The sequence below is a fragment of the Staphylococcus sp. HMSC068G11 genome (assembly GCF_001815825.1).
Lineage (GTDB): Bacteria > Bacillota > Bacilli > Staphylococcales > Staphylococcaceae > Staphylococcus > Staphylococcus epidermidis.
On the sequence record NZ_KV822058.1, the window covers coordinates 16,987 to 35,194 of the forward strand.

At 33.1% G+C, this 18,208-nt stretch carries 17 protein-coding genes; 6 read left to right on the top strand and 11 right to left on the bottom strand.

The genetic code is table 11. The features are described from left to right. Positions 1-323: 323 nt before the first annotated feature. From mnhG1 to HMPREF3058_RS01960, 8 genes are all read right to left on the bottom strand, one after another. Positions 324-680 (bottom strand): Na+/H+ antiporter Mnh1 subunit G, encoded by a 357-nt coding sequence (gene mnhG1 / locus HMPREF3058_RS01925; RefSeq protein WP_002446039.1) that lies wholly within the window; start codon positions 678-680, stop codon positions 324-326. Then, positions 658-951, bottom strand: coding sequence for a Na+/H+ antiporter Mnh1 subunit F (gene mnhF1, locus HMPREF3058_RS01930; RefSeq protein ID WP_001831940.1), 294 nt, complete (start codon positions 949-951; stop codon positions 658-660). The genes mnhG1 and mnhF1 overlap by 23 nt, the downstream gene beginning before the upstream one ends. Further along, positions 951-1,430, bottom strand: coding sequence for a Na+/H+ antiporter subunit E (locus HMPREF3058_RS01935; RefSeq protein WP_002457195.1), 480 nt, complete (start codon positions 1,428-1,430; stop codon positions 951-953). The genes mnhF1 and HMPREF3058_RS01935 overlap by 1 nt, the downstream gene beginning before the upstream one ends. 1 nt (position 1,431) lies before the next feature. Next, positions 1,432-2,928: a Na+/H+ antiporter Mnh1 subunit D gene (mnhD1, locus tag HMPREF3058_RS01940; protein WP_002457194.1), complete on the bottom strand. Its 1,497-nt coding sequence runs from the start codon at positions 2,926-2,928 to the stop codon at positions 1,432-1,434. Continuing rightward, positions 2,915-3,262 carry a Na+/H+ antiporter Mnh1 subunit C gene (gene mnhC1, locus HMPREF3058_RS01945; protein ID WP_001831949.1) on the bottom strand — a complete coding sequence of 116 codons (348 nt, stop codon included), beginning with the start codon at positions 3,260-3,262 and terminating at the stop codon, positions 2,915-2,917. The genes mnhD1 and mnhC1 overlap by 14 nt, the downstream gene beginning before the upstream one ends. Continuing rightward, a complete protein-coding gene (gene mnhB1 / locus HMPREF3058_RS01950; RefSeq protein WP_002446042.1) occupies positions 3,262-3,690 on the bottom strand; it encodes a Na+/H+ antiporter Mnh1 subunit B in 429 nt (142 codons plus the stop codon). The genes mnhC1 and mnhB1 overlap by 1 nt, the downstream gene beginning before the upstream one ends. Beyond that, a complete protein-coding gene (locus HMPREF3058_RS01955; protein ID WP_070731067.1) occupies positions 3,683-6,088 on the bottom strand; it encodes a Na+/H+ antiporter subunit A in 2,406 nt (801 codons plus the stop codon). Before HMPREF3058_RS01955 ends, mnhB1 begins: the two co-directional genes overlap by 8 nt. 193 nt (positions 6,089-6,281) lie before the next feature. Then, positions 6,282-6,662: a kinase-associated lipoprotein B gene (locus HMPREF3058_RS01960; protein WP_002490787.1), complete on the bottom strand. Its 381-nt coding sequence runs from the start codon at positions 6,660-6,662 to the stop codon at positions 6,282-6,284. Between the two features lie 65 nt (positions 6,663-6,727). Between HMPREF3058_RS01960 and HMPREF3058_RS01965 the strand changes: the two genes are divergently transcribed. From HMPREF3058_RS01965 to HMPREF3058_RS01985, 5 genes are all read left to right on the top strand, one after another. Then, on the top strand, positions 6,728-7,321 hold the full coding sequence (locus HMPREF3058_RS01965; protein WP_002446045.1) for a peptidylprolyl isomerase: 594 nt from the start codon (positions 6,728-6,730) through the stop codon (positions 7,319-7,321). Between the two features lie 464 nt (positions 7,322-7,785). Then, complete coding sequence (gene ygs, locus HMPREF3058_RS01970; RefSeq protein ID WP_001831918.1) at positions 7,786-8,166, top strand: S1 domain-containing post-transcriptional regulator Ygs; 381 nt, start codon at positions 7,786-7,788, stop codon at positions 8,164-8,166. Between the two features lie 321 nt (positions 8,167-8,487). Next, on the top strand, positions 8,488-9,615 hold the full coding sequence (locus tag HMPREF3058_RS01975; protein WP_002487073.1) for an NADH-dependent flavin oxidoreductase: 1,128 nt from the start codon (positions 8,488-8,490) through the stop codon (positions 9,613-9,615). A gap of 332 nt (positions 9,616-9,947) precedes the next feature. Next, on the top strand, positions 9,948-11,138 hold the full coding sequence (locus HMPREF3058_RS01980) for an ornithine--oxo-acid transaminase (RefSeq protein WP_002457191.1): 1,191 nt from the start codon (positions 9,948-9,950) through the stop codon (positions 11,136-11,138). 108 nt (positions 11,139-11,246) lie between these two features. Beyond that, positions 11,247-12,491 carry a Glu/Leu/Phe/Val family dehydrogenase gene (locus tag HMPREF3058_RS01985; RefSeq protein WP_001831995.1) on the top strand — a complete coding sequence of 415 codons (1,245 nt, stop codon included), beginning with the start codon at positions 11,247-11,249 and terminating at the stop codon, positions 12,489-12,491. 191 nt (positions 12,492-12,682) lie between these two features. Here HMPREF3058_RS01985 and HMPREF3058_RS01990 read toward each other — a convergent pair whose 3' ends face one another. From HMPREF3058_RS01990 to HMPREF3058_RS02000, 3 genes are all read right to left on the bottom strand, one after another. Then, positions 12,683-13,732, bottom strand: coding sequence for a glycerophosphodiester phosphodiesterase (locus HMPREF3058_RS01990; RefSeq protein WP_002491157.1), 1,050 nt, complete (start codon positions 13,730-13,732; stop codon positions 12,683-12,685). A 149-nt stretch (positions 13,733-13,881) separates the two neighbouring features. Beyond that, complete coding sequence (gene argH, locus HMPREF3058_RS01995) at positions 13,882-15,273, bottom strand: argininosuccinate lyase (RefSeq protein ID WP_002457189.1); 1,392 nt, start codon at positions 15,271-15,273, stop codon at positions 13,882-13,884. Continuing rightward, the gene (locus HMPREF3058_RS02000; RefSeq protein WP_002491158.1) at positions 15,263-16,468 is read right to left on the bottom strand and encodes an argininosuccinate synthase; all 1,206 of its coding nucleotides are present in this window, start codon (positions 16,466-16,468) and stop codon (positions 15,263-15,265) included. Before HMPREF3058_RS02000 ends, argH begins: the two co-directional genes overlap by 11 nt. 345 nt (positions 16,469-16,813) lie before the next feature. Here HMPREF3058_RS02000 and HMPREF3058_RS02005 point away from each other — a divergent pair, with 345 nt between their 5' ends. Beyond that, positions 16,814-18,145, top strand: a complete 1,332-nt coding sequence (locus HMPREF3058_RS02005; protein WP_001831993.1) for a glucose-6-phosphate isomerase — start codon at positions 16,814-16,816, stop codon at positions 18,143-18,145. Positions 18,146-18,208: the final 63 nt, after the last annotated feature.

Below are 18,208 nucleotides of genomic sequence, written 5' to 3' on the forward strand. Positions count from 1 at the left end.
TGCAAAGAGTTACAAAGTGTCATTTTTATTTAAAGAGGAGCAAAACAATTTTAATGTAAATTTACATATGAATACAAAGTATTTTGGCGAGACTCTTGAGGGAACAGGACAAGTTGAAGACTACAGGCTGAAGCTGTCCCCTAAGAAAGCGAGCCAACAATACGTAGTATTGTAAATAAAGAAGCCAGTAAATGAATTTATAAAAAACTCATTTACTGGCTATTTTGCTAGGAATTATGTCCCAGGTATTAATCATATTATCGATTTAAAAAAATTAGTAAATATTGAATTTGATTTTGGTATAAAACTCTTAAAAGTATGAATTATAGCTTTGTATGCTTCATATCCTCTTTAATTTCATCAATTTTAGTATCTTTGGTATACGGTGTTTTAATGTTATAGGCAGCTTTCATGATTAAATGACTTGAAAGGGGACCAGTAATAAATACGAAAATAATTCCGATAATTAATTGCATATTTACATATCCTTCAGTGCCAATAAAGTATAAAAATGCTCCAAATAGTAAAAACATCGCACCCAGTGTGGCTGCTTTACCAGCTGCATGTGCTCTTGAGTAAACATCCCTTAATCGAATGAGACCCGTTGCAGCAAAGGCACTGATCAAAGCTCCAAGAAGAACAAATATGATAGAGACACTAGTGACGATCGTTGCTATCATGCTTGATCACCTTACCTTCATCCATAAATTTAGAAAAGACTGCAGTTCCTAGAAAAGCAAGAATACCGACCATTAAAATAACGACGAGCATGTATTTAATATTCAGTAAAATACTAAATAGCGCTATCACGGCCATTAACTGTAAACCAATTGCATCAAGTGCAACGACACGGTCTGCTAGAGAGGGTCCTAAAATAACACGTATTAACATTGCTAACATTGATAAGACAACAATAATTAAGGCTGTAATAATAAATATTTTAAAAGGCATTATTTCTCGCCTACCTTTCTAACGACCTTCTCTAATGAAGATTTGATACTTTGAATCTCTTCTTCCTTTGTACTGAAATCAATTGAGTGGATATAAATCTTTTTACGGTCATCACTAATACCTAAAACGACTGTGCCGGGTGTTAACGTAATCAAATTGGAAAGTAAAACAAGTTGCCAGTCACTTTCTAATTCCGTCTCGTACACAAAGAATCCGGGTTTATTCTCAATTCGTGGTTTGAGAATAATTTTGAGTACACCAAAGTTTGCTTTTATTAACTCAGTTAAAAATGTAATGATAAGCATCACAATTCTATATATTCTCACTAAATAAAACTGACCAGGCAAGACACGGTGCAGGAGATAAACTAGAAATAATCCTAGTATAAAACCCAATACAAAGTTATTTAAGGTATAGCTATTTGTTACAAGTAACCATATGACAGAAACAAGTAAATTAATTACAAACTGTATAGCCAAACTATTTACCTCCTAACACACTATGAATATATTGACTTGGATCGACAAACGTTTCAGCACCATCTTTGATGATTGGGAATAATGCGTCTGCAGATAATCCAAAGACTACAGTAATCACTGTAGATGCGACGGCGATAGTTGTTAGATATTTAACATTTACCTTTTTGGATAAAGTATATCCTTCAACTTCACCGAAAAATCCTCTTAAGAAAATACGTATGACTGAATATAACACGATTAAACTTGATAAAAGTACAATGATACCACTTAGATAAAATCCTTTTTCAAAGGTCGCTCGAACAATGTAGAATTTACCATAAAAACCACTAAAAGGTGGTATACCCGCTAAGCTTAGCGATGCAATAAAGAATGTCCAACCTAGAATAGGATATCCTTTAATCAAGCCACCAAAATGACGTAAGTCAGTCGTTTTAGTGATTTTGTACATGACGCCAATGAGTAAGAACAATGAAGCTTTAACTAACATATCATGTAGTGTGTAATATATTGCACCAGTCATGCCTGATTCGTTCATCATAGCAACACCAACTAATATGACACCGACTGCAATCATAATATTATAAAGGATGATTTTCTTCGTATCATAGTAAGCTATTGCACCTACACATCCAAAAATAATTGTAAGTAATGCTAAGAAAAGGATGACATAATGAGAAAAGCTTACTGTGTTATTGAAGAATAAACTTAGAGTTCTCGCAATTGCGTATACACCCACTTTAGTCAATAGTGCGCCAAAGAACGTGATGATCGCTACTGGAGGAGCATAATAAGCACCAGGTAGCCATACGTACATAGGAAAAACGCCTGCTTTAGTGGCAAAGACAAAGATAAATAAAATAAAAACAATATTGACTAAGCCGCTGTCATGCACAGAAAGTTGTGATAATCTTTCACTAATATGAGCGAGATTTAAAGTTCCTACTACTGAATATAAAACTGCAACACCCATGACAAAGAAAGATGATGAAACAACATTGACTAAAATATACTTAATTGTTTCTTGTAATTGTATTTTAGTAGTACCAATAACGAGTAAACAATATGAAGACATTAAAAAGACTTCAAAGAACACAAACAAGTTGAAAATATCTCCTGTTGTAAATGAGCCAATAATACCAATCAACATAAACATGATAGAGAAATAATAATAATGGCGTTCTCTATCTAAACCGATAGAACGATATGAGTATAAAATGACTAAAATGGTAATAATAATACTTGTGATGATGAGTAGAGCGCTAAAAATATCGACTACAAATACAATACTGTATGGGGCTTTCCAAGAGCCCAGTTCAACCTTGATTGGTCCGTCTCGTAGCACATTCTTTAAGTTAATCAATGCAACGACTAATGTTAACAATGTACCGACAAGTGCAACATATCTTTTTATTATTGGGCGCTTTCCAATAAATATGAGTAAAATTGCAGTTAGGATAGGTATGACTAAAGTTAAAACAAGCAAGTTACTCTCTATCATCTTCTGGCGCTCCTTTCATTAGCTCAACGTTATCTGTGCCTAGTTCTTTATATGTTCTAAATGCAAGAACTAGGAAGAAGGCTGTTGTAGCAAAGGCGATAACGATAGCTGTTAAAATCAATGCTTGAGGGATAGGGTCAACATAGCTTGATGTTCCTTTTTCAAATATTGGAACAGTTCCGTGTTTTAAACCTCCCATAGTAATTAAAAATAAATTTGCGGCATGAGTTAGTAGTGTAGTCCCCATAATGATACGTATCAAACTTTTAGACAAAACGAGATAGACACTTATAGATGTGAGAATACCACTAACAAAAATCATGATAATTTCCACTATTCGTTCTCTCCAATCGAAATAATTATAGTCATAATAGTTCCTACAACTGCACATAAAACACCAAAATCAAAAAACATCGCTGTCGTCATGTGCATAGGTTCAAGTAAAGGCAAAGGGATGTCAAAAGTGACATGTGTAAAAAAGTTTTTAGACATGAACCAACTTGTTAATGGTGTACCCACGCAAAATAATAAACCAATACCAATTAAGATTTTAAAATCTAAAGGAAAAATCTTTCTCATAGTTTTTACATCATATGCAATTGTAATAACTAATAATGCACTAGCGAAAAGCAAACCACCAACGAAACCGCCACCTGGTGTATAATGTCCGGCTAAAAATAGTGAAAAGCCGAACACAATGACCATGAAGAAAATAATCACGGCAGCGTATTGAAACATAAGGTTATTTTGTTGTCTATTCATGGTCATTCACCTCACTTGATTGATTTTTTTGTTTTAATCGTAATTTAATCATTGTATATACGCCTAAACCTGCAATACCTAGTACAGATGACTCGAATAAAGTATCCATACCACGGAAATCTACGAGAATGACATTTACCATATTTTTACCATGTGCTAAATCAAAAACATGTTCTTGGTAGAATTTAGTAATAGATTCAAAGTGTCTATTACCATAGCCAATTAATCCTAAAATAATCACTGATAATCCTACTCCAATTGAAATTACAGCATTTGTCAGTTTAAAAGTAGGTTTTTCATTGTAGCGATTTAAATTAGGTAGGTGATAAAAGCATAGTAAGAATAATGCTGTAGAAATAGATTCCACTACAAATTGTGTTAATGCTAAGTCGGGCGCTTTAAAGAAAATAAATAATACTGATATAGCGTAACCCACAGCGTTTAACATAATAATGCTAAACAAACGTGATTTTGCAAATATAATGAAAGTTGAAGCAATCAGTAAAAACAATACTGTTGCACCTTCAAATACGCGTAAATGACTCACGTTTTTAAAGTCAATACTAAAGGGTACACTGATGACAGTAACAAAAGTTAAAGCAATGAGAATACCTAAGATAATCACCAAATTATTTCTAGAAAAACCTGTAACATAACTATTTGTTATATTTTCGGAATATCCTGGAATACGACGGCCTGAAGTGTCATACCAATGATTCAACGTTAACTGATATGGATGTGCTTGTAATAAACGAATCCAATAACTAAATGAAATTAGCAATAAAATACCTATAATATAAATACCTATTGTTGATAAGAATGCTGGAGTTATACCATGGAATAAATGGAACTCAGCAGTTATATTTGACGTTTGACTAACTGCTTCAGATGCCGGCTCTATAATAGATTGCGTTAATATACTTGGGAATAAACCGAATACTATAACTAGTGATGTTAAAATGATAGGTGAAATAAGCATTAACATTGAAGATTCATGTGCTTGTTTTGGCAGTGCTTCAGGTTTATAAGAACCAAAGAATATATGCAATATAAATTTAATTGAATATACAAATGTGAAAATACTACCGATAATGGCAATAATTGGTAAAAGTATACCTAAAGTATTTAAACTCATTAAATGTAAATGTGTAACATTAATCATCGACTCTAAGAATTTCTCTTTTGATAGAAAGCCATTAAAAGGCGGTACACCAGCCATGCTTAATGTTGTAATAACTGTAAGCGTGAATGAGATAGGCATGATTGTAAGTAAACCGCCCAACTTTTTAACATCACGTGTACCAGTTGAATGATCAATACCACCTGTAATCATAAATAGTGCACCTTTAAATGTGGCATGATTAATTAAATGAAATATGGCAGCAACAAATCCAGCAACATAAAGTTGACTATTAGCGCCTTGATAATGATAACTTACAGCACCAATACCAAGCATAGACATAATCATCCCTAGTTGAGACACAGTTGAGAAAGCTAAAATACCTTTTAAATCTTGTTGTTTTGTTGCATTAAGTGATGCCCAGAATAGGGTGATTAAACCAACAATTGTAATTGTCCATACCCAACCTTCGGATATTGCAAAAATAGGTGTGATTCTTGAGATTAAATATAGTCCTGCTTTTACCATCGTTGCAGAGTGAAGGTATGCACTTACTGGCGTAGGCGCCTCCATAGCATCTGGCAACCAAATATAAAAAGGTACTTGTGCAGATTTTGTAAATGCACCAATCATAAAAAGTATCATTGCTAAGATAAAGAAAGGACTATTTTGAATGTCACTTGCTTTTGAAATCATAGTCTGAATACTAAAAGTATCGGTAGCTAGGGAAAGTAAAATGATACCACCTAGCATGCTCAAGCCACCTAATACGGTAATGATTAAAGATTTTTGAGCACCATAAATTGAAGCTTTTTTTTCTCTCCAGAAAGAAATTAATAAAAAGCTAGAGAAAGAAGTTAACTCCCAAAATAAATATAAAATAATAAAATTATCAGAGAGTACAACTCCTAACATTGCACCCATAAATAGTAATAAATAACAGTAAAAATTCCCGAGTTGTTCTGATTTGCTTAAATATCCGATAGAATATAAAACCACTAGACTTCCTATGCCAGTGATAAGCAAACTGAATAATAATCCGAGACCATCCACATATAAATTGAAATTCATTCCAATATGTGGCATCCAATTTAAGTTTTTCATTACGTTATTACCTGACATCGTCATTGAAATCAATGATATGAAATATATAAATAAGACAATAGGAACAGGTAATACAAACCATCCTAAGTGTATACGTTTAACGAACCGGTATAGGAATGGAATAATGAGTGCAAATATTAACGGTAATAGTACCGCAATATGTAACAAACTCACTATGTTTTCCTCCTTTAAAATTTATTTACGACACATATTATACATCAATGCGCTTCTTCTGAAAAACTATGTAACTGCTTGAAGCTCTTGATTTAAAGACTCTTTTAAATAAGAAGAAACTCGTCAAAATTTATTCAAAAATTTTAACTATATGAATAATTATTTCGCTTTATTACTAAAGTTTTAATATGGATTAGTCGAAGTGTCTTTTATATTGAATAGCGTAATCTTCTTTTAAACGATTTAAATTATTTAAAGACAATCGTGAATAATCTGTCTCCTCTTTTTTTAATTGATTCTCAAGATGTGTAATAGCATGTTGAAGTGAGTCTTCATAAGGTATGGCCTCGACATTAAACTCACGAAGTTGAGAAGGTGTTGCGTAACGTTTCTCAAAATGGCTTAAAGCTTTACGTTCATGAAAAAAGACGCCTTCTGTTTCATTGGGATGGTGTAAATCGCCTTGTTTGGGATGTTTGATTACTTGTTCAACTTGTACGAGTATTTGATTTCCAGTTTCCTCTTTGATACTTACCCCATAAACGCCTGTCTTGTGAGAAAATCGATATAACATCCTATATTACTTCCTTTCATATATGTTAATATATGTTTATATCATAACACGAATGGAGAATTGAAATGACGAACTATCCTCAGTTAAATAAAGAGATTCAAGATAACGAAATTAAAGTAGTTATGCATACAAATAAAGGTGACATGACGTTTAAATTATTTCCCGACATTGCTCCAAAGACAGTTGAAAACTTTGTGACACATTCAAAAAATAAGTACTATGATGGTGTAACGTTCCACCGTGTTATCAATGATTTCATGGTACAAGGTGGGGACCCAACTGCAACTGGTATGGGTGGAGAAAGTATTTATGGTAGTGCTTTTGAAGATGAATTTTCTCTAGAAGCTTTTAACCTTTACGGTGCATTATCAATGGCTAATGCAGGTCCTAATACAAATGGATCTCAATTCTTTATAGTCCAAATGAAGGAAGTGCCTGAAAATATGTTAAGTCAATTAGCAGATGGTGGATGGCCTCAACCTATTGTAGAAGCATATGGTGAAAAAGGTGGTACACCATGGTTAGATCAAAAACATACAGTATTTGGTCAACTGATTGAGGGTGAATCAACTTTAGAAGATATTGCAAATACTAAAGTTGGTGCTCAAGACAAACCTGTTTATGATGTAGTCATTGAATCGATAGATGTAGAAGAATAATTTATTCATTAATTGCAACTATAAGTTTTGTTGTATTGTATAAAGTGTATGAAGTCAGTATTTATTTTCAGAGATAAAATCCAATCAATAATTTATAACCTGAGGCAAATTTTGTCTCAGGTATTTTAATATAATGATAATTGATAACTTGGTTAGAAAATGATACCAAAATATTTTTAACTTTACCTTGATTATTAGAATAAAATGCTATAGACAATGTAAAAGGGTTTGATGTAATATTTCACAATTCGAATTCCAATGCTCTTTACTCATTAAATCTATTAGAAAAACATATATTTGAATGATAATTTTAATCCATTAGTTTATAGATTCATTTGCAAAACAATACAATAAGGATCCAGTTTTTAAAATTTAATGAATTTTATTATGGTTATAGTTAGTCGAGATATTTGATTTATGCTATGATATGAGTGTTAAGAAAATCGAAATAAGGGGTTATCAAGTTGAATCATCACTACAAAGTAGGTCAACATATCAAGGTACGTGTGACTGGTATTCAACCGTATGGCGCATTTGTTGAGACCCCTGACCATACTGAAGGGCTTATCCATATCTCAGAAATTATGGATGATTATGTCCATAACTTAAAGAAATTTCTATCTGAAGGACAGGTTGTTAAAGCAAAAATATTATCAATTGATGATGAAGGTAAATTAAATTTGTCCTTAAAAGATAATGATTACTTTAAAAATTATGAGCGTAAAAAAGAAAAACAGTCTGTCTTAGATGAAATTAGAGAAACAGAAAAGTATGGGTTTCAAACACTTAAAGAACGCTTACCGGTCTGGATCAAACAGTCAAAACGTGCAATTCACAATGACTAAACGACTGTCAATTCGTGCCAACATGTGATGTTACGATATATGTAATCAATCACATGATAACGACAATCTTTAAACAACAATGTGTTGTTAGGATTGTCGTTTTTTATTAATTAAATTTAACAATTATTTTGGATAAACGATGATTTCAATAAGGGGAAATAAAAGAATTTTAGACAATTATTATTTATTTGTTGAATATAATTAACTATTCTTAACATTTTTATAATTGGGGAATAAATAATTTGTAAGCAAATAATTAGAATAGTATGTAACTAGCATGCTATAGTCATAACATCATTAAGCAAGGAGAGTATTAAAAATATGAATAATAAATATGAACCTTTATTTAAATCTTTAACACTACCTAATGGTGTTGAGGTAAGAAATCGTTTTGTTTTAGCTCCTCTTACACATACTTCATCAAATGATGATGGAACAATTTCGGATATAGAATTACCTTACATTGAGAAACGTTCCAAAGATGTAGGGATTGCAATTAATGCCGCAAGTAATGTCAATGATGTAGGTAAAGCATTTCCTGGTCAACCTTCTGTTGCACATGACTCAGATATCGAAGGGTTAAAAGAACTTGCTCAAGTTATGAAGAAAAATGGTGCGAAAGCAATAGTCCAAATTCATCATGGAGGTGCTCAAGCTTTACCAGAGTTAACACCTGATGGAGATGTTGTTGCACCAAGTGCTATTTCTCTTAAAAGTTTTGGTCAGCAAGAAGAACATGATGCTCGTGAGATGACTGCTGAAGAAATTGAACAAACTATTAGAGACTTTGGTGAAGCAACTAGAAGAGCAATTGAAGCAGGTTTTGATGGCGTTGAAATTCATGGCGCAAACCATTATCTTATTCACCAATTTGTTTCTCCTTACTATAATAGAAGAAATGATGTTTGGGCTGATAACTATAAATTCCCTGTTGCTGTTATAGATGAAGTTGTTAAAGCTAAAAAAGCTCATGCAAATGATGATTTTATTATTGGTTATAGATTGTCACCTGAAGAAGCGGAATCACCAGGTATTTCAATGGAGATAACTGAAGAATTAATTCACCAAATCGCAAATAAACCACTTGATTATATTCATGTGTCATTAATGGATGTTAACTCAGTGACGCGAGAAGGTAAATATAAAGGTGAAAATCGCTTGAAACTTATTCATCAATGGATAAATGGACGTATGCCACTTATTGGTATAGGTTCTGTCTTTACAGCTGAAGATGCACTAAATGCTGTTGAGAACATTGGAGTTGAATTTGTTGCGTTAGGTCGTGAAATTCTACTTGATTATGATTTTGTTGCTAAAATTAAAGAAGGACGAGAAGATGAAATTATAAATGCTTTTGATCCTAATCGTGAAGACCAACATTATCTAACACCAAATCTTTGGGAACAGTTTAATCAAGGATTCTACCCGTTACCTCGAAAAGACAAATAATTGAATGGTATATCTGAATGTATCTATTCCCCCTAATGTTAAACCAACATTAGGGGTTTTTATTATAGAGCATTTTATGATTTTTACTTTATTGAAATTAATGTTTATTAACGATATAACTTGTCAATGATAGAGTCGTTATGTCATTATAAATGTAAGGGCTTACATATATGTTTTGCATCAAGATTTAGTCTGTTTCATACAATTCAATTTGTCGATTATGACGATATTGATTCATTTTATTGTTATATTAAAAAATAAGTTTGAGAGTCGATAGAAATCAGTTATGATATTGTTAATAAGTTTTTATTCGAAAACAAAGGGGAGATTTTATGACTCAATCTGAAAAAATTATTAACTTAACAAATCACTATGGAGCGCATAACTACGTTCCACTTCCAATTGTTATTTCTGAAGCAGAGGGTGTATGGGTGAAAGATCCGGAAGGTAACACGTATATGGATATGCTTTCGGCCTACTCGGCAGTGAATCAAGGTCATCGACACCCAAGAATTATTCAAGCATTGAAAGATCAAGCAGATAAAGTCACGTTAGTATCACGCGCTTTTCATAGTGATAATTTAGGTCAATGGTATGAGAAAATATGTAAACTCGCAGGTAAAGATAAAGCATTGCCTATGAATACAGGAGCCGAGGCGGTTGAAACAGCTTTAAAAGCTGCTCGTCGTTGGGCTTATGATGTTAAGGGTATTGAGCCGAACAAAGCTGAAATAATCGCCTTTAATGGTAATTTCCATGGACGTACGATGGCACCAGTATCGTTGTCTTCAGAAGCTGAGTATCAACGAGGCTATGGTCCATTGTTAGATGGCTTTCGAAAAGTTGAGTTTGGTGACGTTAATCAATTAAAAGCAGCAATTAATAAAAATACAGCAGCAATTTTAGTAGAACCTATACAGGGAGAAGCAGGGATTAACGTACCACCAGAAGGATATTTGAAAACAATTAGAGAATTATGTGATGAACATCAAATTTTATTTATTGCTGATGAAATTCAAGCAGGATTAGGACGTTCAGGAAAATTATTTGCAACGGATTGGGATCATGTAAAACCGGATGTTTATATTTTAGGAAAAGCGTTAGGTGGAGGGGTATTTCCTATCTCGGTAGTTCTTGCAGATAATGAGGTATTAGATGTATTTACTCCTGGCTCACATGGTTCTACATTTGGTGGAAATCCACTAGCGTGTGCAGTTTCTATTGCAGCTATAGATGTCATTATTGACGAGGATTTACCTGGTCGTTCATTAGAATTAGGAGAATATTTTAAGTCTGAATTGAAAAAAATTGAGCATCCATCTATTAAAGAAGTTAGGGGACGAGGATTATTTATCGGTATTGAATTACATGAAAGTGCCAGACCATATTGTGAAGCTTTGAAAGAACAAGGATTATTATGTAAAGAAACTCACGACACCGTTATTAGATTTGCACCTCCATTAGTGATAACGAAAGAAGAGTTAGACATGGCTTTAGAGAAGATTAAGAGTGTATTTGCATAGGTTCAAATAGTTGTAACAATTAATTTAGAAAATGTTTAAAATGCTTTCAATTGTGTTACAATTACGAATGAAAGCGAAATCATTTAGTAAAAAGAGGCGAATAGGATCATGACTGAGAATAATAATTTAGTAACTTCCACTCAAGGGATTATTAAAGAAGCATTACACAAATTGGGCTTTGATGATGGTATGTATGACCTTATAAAAGAACCAATTAGATTTTTACAAGTGCGCATTCCAGTACGAATGGACGATGGGACAGTTAAAACATTTACTGGATACCGTGCACAACATAATGATGCAGTTGGCCCTACTAAAGGTGGCGTTCGTTTCCATCCAGAAGTTGATGAAGAAGAAGTGAAGGCTTTATCAATGTGGATGACTTTAAAATGTGGCATTGTTAATTTACCTTATGGTGGGGGTAAAGGCGGTATTGTTTGTGATCCGCGTCAAATGAGTATACACGAAGTTGAGCGTTTATCTCGAGGATATGTAAGGGCTATATCTCAATTTGTTGGCCCTAACAAAGATATTCCAGCACCAGATGTTTTTACAAACTCTCAAATTATGGCTTGGATGATGGATGAGTATAGTGCATTAGATAAATTTAATTCGCCAGGTTTTATAACAGGCAAACCTATTGTATTAGGTGGATCTCAAGGACGTGATCGCTCTACAGCTTTAGGTGTAGTCATTGCAATTGAACAAGCGGCAAAACGTCGTGGCATGGATATTAAAGATGCCAAAATTGTGATTCAAGGTTTCGGCAATGCAGGTAGTTTCTTAGCTAAATTCTTATACGATTTAGGTGCTAAAGTAGTTGGTATAAGTGATGCATATGGAGCCTTACATGACCCTAATGGACTTGATATAGATTATTTATTAGATCGACGTGATAGCTTCGGTACAGTTACAAATCTATTCGAAGATACAATTTCTAACAAAGAATTATTCGAATTGGATTGTGACATCCTTGTTCCTGCTGCAATTTCTAATCAAATCACTGAAGATAATGCGCACGATATTAAAGCAAGTATTGTTGTTGAAGCTGCTAATGGCCCTACGACACCTGAAGCAACACGTATTTTAACAGAAAGAGATATATTACTAGTGCCGGATGTACTTGCAAGTGCAGGGGGTGTGACTGTATCTTATTTCGAGTGGGTACAAAATAATCAAGGTTATTATTGGACTGAAGAAGAAGTCAATGACAAACTACGTGAAAAGTTAGTAACAGCATTTGATACGATTTATGAATTGTCACAAAATAGAAAAATTGATATGAGGTTAGCAGCATATATAGTAGGTATTAAACGTACTGCTGAAGCGGCAAGATATAGAGGTTGGGCATAAGAAAAATATTATAAGTATATGATGAAAACCCTGAGACATCAGTTGATAGTCCTAGGGTTTTTATCATGTTTATGCAATTGATAACTTTATTAATAGTAAGTTAATGTTAAAAGTAATGCTTTCTCAAATGTTCTTAAGTAAAATGCGATGATAAAATCATTATGAAGTCAGTTCAACTCAACGCTAATATTTTATTGTTGTGTTTCTGAAACTTTTTTATATCTATCAGCATAATTAGTGAATACACCATCAACACCATATTGATTTAAGTTTCTCATTTGATTTTCATCATCAACTGTATAAGGATGAACTAAAAATCCTAAATTTTTTAAATGTCTTGTGTTCTTAATATTTAAATCTGTGTATTCAGGACCTACTCCAATGGCATAAGATTTAATATTTTTTAAATCTTGATTAGAAGCTTTTTTAAGTTCAAATTTATTCATTAGTCTAATAAGTGGTATATTGGCGTTCATGTGATGTACCTTTTCTAAACTACTCCCTGAAAATGATTGGATCATCACATGTCCATGTTTAAGTGATTTTTGTGTTAACAAGTCATGTTTATCTAATGTATATAATAATTGCTTTTCCATGCCAGGATAAACATCTGGCGATTTAGTTTCAATATAATAGTTTGCATTTTTGCCGTAGCGATTTAAAATTTCGTCTAAAGTAGGAACTTTAGCATTTTTATATTTATTTTTGGCATATTCAGGATGCTTTCGATTAAACCAGCTTCCTGCATCAAGTTGTTTTAACTCTTTTAAAGTAAACTGATCGACACGTCCATGGCCATTAGTCGTACGATTGACCTTTTCGTCGTGCATAGCAACCAAGTGACCATCTTTAGTACGTTGTAAATCGATTTCTATGTAAGATGCTCCTAATTCATTATGACTTTTATCATATGCTTCAAAAGTATGTTCTGGGGCGTAACCACTTGCGCCACGATGTGCAATAGTTGTAAATTTCTCCCCAGTTAAATTTTTAGCCCAATGATTATGAGTATCGTTTGTTTTACCACTTACTGAGTCTGATTCAGCTTGTCGTTTAAATGTTTTAGCTGATGATTGATTCATATTAGATGGAATATTTGTGTGTTGTTGTATAGATTTCTCTGATTGGTTTGGTGATGAGGAGTGGTTCGAAGTTTCAGCTATCGTAGGGGAACTTAAACTAGCTAAACCTAGAGTAACGGAAGATAAAGTTGAAATGATCATTTTCTTAGACTTAAACATAAAAACATCCTTTCAAAAATAGTATGTCTACTTAAACGTACATCAATTTGAAAGGATGAAAGGGAATTTTACAGTTTTTTTATATAAACTTTGATAACTTAATACAAAATTAAATTTTTGTAATTTTAGATAGCTATAATTTTTAATAACTATTTTGATCCGTTGTCTTTTAATAATGCTTTTGCGACTTTTAGTTGATGCTTTACAGATTCTTGACCAGTTGAACCATAGCTTTGACGACGCTTAAGACAATTTTCTGGTGTTAAATAATCATATATATCTTCCTCAATATTTTCATGATGTTCTTGATATTCGCTTAAAGGTACGTCTAATAGGTAAATACCTTTATGAATACAATTTAATACGATTTTACCAACGATTTCGTGAGCGGTTCTAAAAGGTATATTTTTACTGACTAAATAGTCTGCTAATTCTGTTGCATTTGAAAAGTCATTTTTTACTGTTTGATTTAAACGATTTGAATTAACTTTCATAGATGCAACCATACCTTCGAAGATTCTAAGAGATCCTTTAAGTGTGTGTACAGCATCAAATAAACCTTCTTTATCTTCTTGCATGTCCTTATTATAAGCTAACGGTAAGCCTTTAAGTGTTACTAACATACTCATCAAGTGTCCTGTAGTACGTCCTACTTTTCCTCTTATTAGTTCTGCCATATCAGGGTTTTTCTTTTGTGGCATAATAGATGAGCCAGTAGAAAACGCGTCTGATAAAGTGATGAATTTTGCTTCATCAGTCGACCAAAAGATGATTTCTTCTGCAAAGCGTGATAGATGCACCATAGTGAGTGAAATATGATGCAATGTTTCAACGATATAGTCACGATCACTGACCGCATCTAAACTATTTTCATACAGATTTGCGAATCCTAGAAGTTCTTGAGTCAGATGTCTATCTATGGGGTGTGTAGTTCCACTTAAAGCTGCAGCACCTAATGGTGAGATATCTATACGTTTAAGACTATCCACGAATCTACCTTTATCTCTTTCTAACATCCAAAAGTAAGTCATAATATGATGTGCGAACGAGATGGGTTGTGCGCGTTGTAAATGCGTATATCCAGGCATAATTGTGTCAACATGCTGGTCTGCTAATTGAACAATCGTTTGTTGAAACGACGTTATAAGTTCAATAATGTATTGAACTTGTTCTTTAGTATACAAATGCATATCTGTGGCAACTTGATCATTACGACTACGACCAGTATGCAGTTTTCCACCAGCTTCGCCAATACGTTGAATAAGCTCGTGTTCAATATTAAGATGAATATCTTCGAGAGAAGCTTTAAATTCAAGTTGACCTTCTTCAAAGTCACGTTGAATATTTTTAAGCTCATTAATGATGGATTGAGCTTCATCATCTGTAATAATATGTTGTTTAGCGAGCATAGTTGCATGTGCAATACTACCTTGAACATCTTGTTTAATTAAATTTTTATCAAAATCAATTGACGCATTGAAATCATCAACCCATTCTTCGGGTTGAGTTTCAAATCTGCCACCCCAAGCTTTATTGCTCATTACTATACCCCCCGTGAAGTAATGCATTAACTTGTGTAGGTAAACCATAAATATCAATGAAACCTACTGCTGCCTCTTGATTGAAAGCATCTTCTTTTGTATAAGTAGCTAATTTTTCATCGTATAAAGTGTAAGGAGATTGTCTGCCATTGACAATAGCGTTTCCTTTAAATAATTTAATTCTCACATCGCCCTCAACATATTGTTGAGTACTATCGATAAAGAGTTTTAAGCTATCTGTTAATGGTGAGAACCACAAACCATTGTATATTTGTTCTGAAAATTGTTTTTCAATGACAGGCTTAAAGTGCGCTACGTCTTTTGTTAATGTAATCGTTTCTAGTGCTTTGTGTGCTTTTAAAATCACTTCAGCACCTGGTGTTTCATATATCTCTCTAGATTTTATTCCGACCATTCTATTTTCAACATGATCAATTCTACCAATACCGTGTTTACCAGCAAGTTGATTTAAGTAAAGAATAAGATCATCTAATTGATACTCTTTGCCATCAACTTGTACTGGAACACCTTGCTTAAATGTAAGGATAATTTCGTCTGCTTCATCTGGAGTTTCTTCTAAAGGTGTAGTTAAATCAAATGCATCTTCTGGAGGAGCGGCATAAGGATCTTCTAAAATACCACATTCATTAGCTCTACCCCATAAGTTTTGGTCGATTGAGTATGGTGAGTCATGATTGATTGAAACAGGAATATTATGTTTAATTGCATAATCAATTTCCTCTTCTCTGCTCCAAGCCCATTCACGAACAGGTGCAAATGCTTTTAACTTAGGATTTAACGCTTTGATTGCCACTTCGAAACGCACTTGGTCATTCCCTTTACCAGTACATCCGTGTGCTATACCTATTGAATTTGTTTTTTCAGCAATTTCAACCAGTTTTTTTGCGATGAGTGGACGTGATAATGCTGAAACTAGAGGATATGCATTTTCATACATTAAATTTCCTTTAATAGCATAACTTACATAATCATCACTAAATTCTTTAGTTGCATCAATAATATGACATTCGACTGCACCCATGTCTAAAGCTTTTTGATATATAACGTCTAAATCTTTACCTTCGCCTACGTCAAGACAGCAAGCAACTACGTCATATCCTTTATCAATAAGCCATTGAACTGCAACACTTGTATCTAAACCACCTGAATATGCTAAAACGATTTTATCTTTCATATTTACACCTCAAATAATTTTTATGATTATCAATATGCATCTATCATATCAGATTGATAATGAAAATAAAACCACTTTTTTACATAAATATTCATTTTTAAATCTAATTATCTTTGGCTTTTTAGTTTTAAACACTGTTATAAGGGCGTTCTTGTATATTTTAAAATTTCTGTAAATTGTATATTTGGAGTGGTGGTGCGACTTTTGATATTAAAAATAACTTTTTTTATGAATGGAAAGGTTAAATAAAAAAGCAATTTCCTTTGATAAGTTAGCCTTCAGAATTGAATAGCGCATCTAAACTTAGTAGAATTAGTATAAGTACTTATAACAGGAGGCAATAAGATGACTCACATTCAATTAGACTATGGCAAAACTTTAGAATTTTTTGACAAACATGAACTTGATCAGCAAAAGGATATTGTTAAAACTATCCACCAAACTATTCATAAAGGTACAGGAGCAGGTAATGACTTTTTAGGTTGGTTAGATTTACCTGTTGATTATGATAAAGAAGAATTTTCTAGAATCGTCGAAGCATCTAAACGTATCAAATCAAATTCCGATGTACTTGTTGTTATCGGTATTGGAGGTTCATACTTAGGTGCACGTGCTGCAATTGAGATGCTTACATCTTCATTTAGAACAAATACGGAATACCCTGAAATTGTATTTGTAGGTAATCATTTATCTTCAAGTTATACAAAAGAATTATTAGATTATTTACAAGGAAAAGATTTTTCAGTTAACGTTATTTCAAAATCAGGTACTACGACAGAACCAGCAGTTGCATTTAGATTATTTAAACAATTGGTTGAAGAAAAATATGGAAAAGATGAAGCTAAGAAACGTATTTTTGCAACGACAGATAAATCTAAAGGTGCACTTAAACAATTAGCAGACAATGAGGGTTATGAAACGTTTGTTGTACCTGATGATGTGGGAGGTCGTTATTCTGTTCTTACAGCTGTAGGATTACTACCAATTGCAACTGCAGGTATCAATATCGAATCAATCATGATTGGTGCGGCTAAGGCACGTGAAGAGTTATCTTCTGATGATCTAGATCAAAATATCGCATATCAATATGCAACTATTCGAAATATTCTATATAGCAAAGGTTATACTACTGAAATGTTAATTAATTACGAACCGTCTATGCAGTATTTCAACGAATGGTGGAAACAATTATACGGTGAATCAGAAGGGAAAGATTTCAAAGGTATTTATCCATCAAGTGCGAATTACACAACTGATTTACATTCCTTAGGACAATATGTTCAAGAGGGCCGTCGTTTCTTATTCGAGACAGTGGTTAAGGTCAACCATCCAAAACATGATATCAAAATTGAAGAAGATGCAGATGATTTAGACGGACTGAACTATCTTGCTGGCAAATCAATCGATGAAGTGAATACAAAAGCATTTGAAGGTACATTACTTGCACATACTGATGGTGGCGTTCCAAATATCGTTGTAAATATTCCTCAGTTAGATGAAGAAACATTTGGGTATGTTGTTTATTTCTTTGAATTAGCTTGTGCAATGAGTGGATATCAATTAGGTGTTAATCCATTTAATCAACCTGGAGTTGAAGCCTATAAACAAAACATGTTTGCGCTATTAGGTAAACCAGGCTTTGAAGATAAGAAAAAAGAATTAGAAAATCGTTTATAATTTCAAGTTGAACTTAAAAAATAAGTTTAGGACATAATTCCTAGCAAAATAGCCAGTAAATGA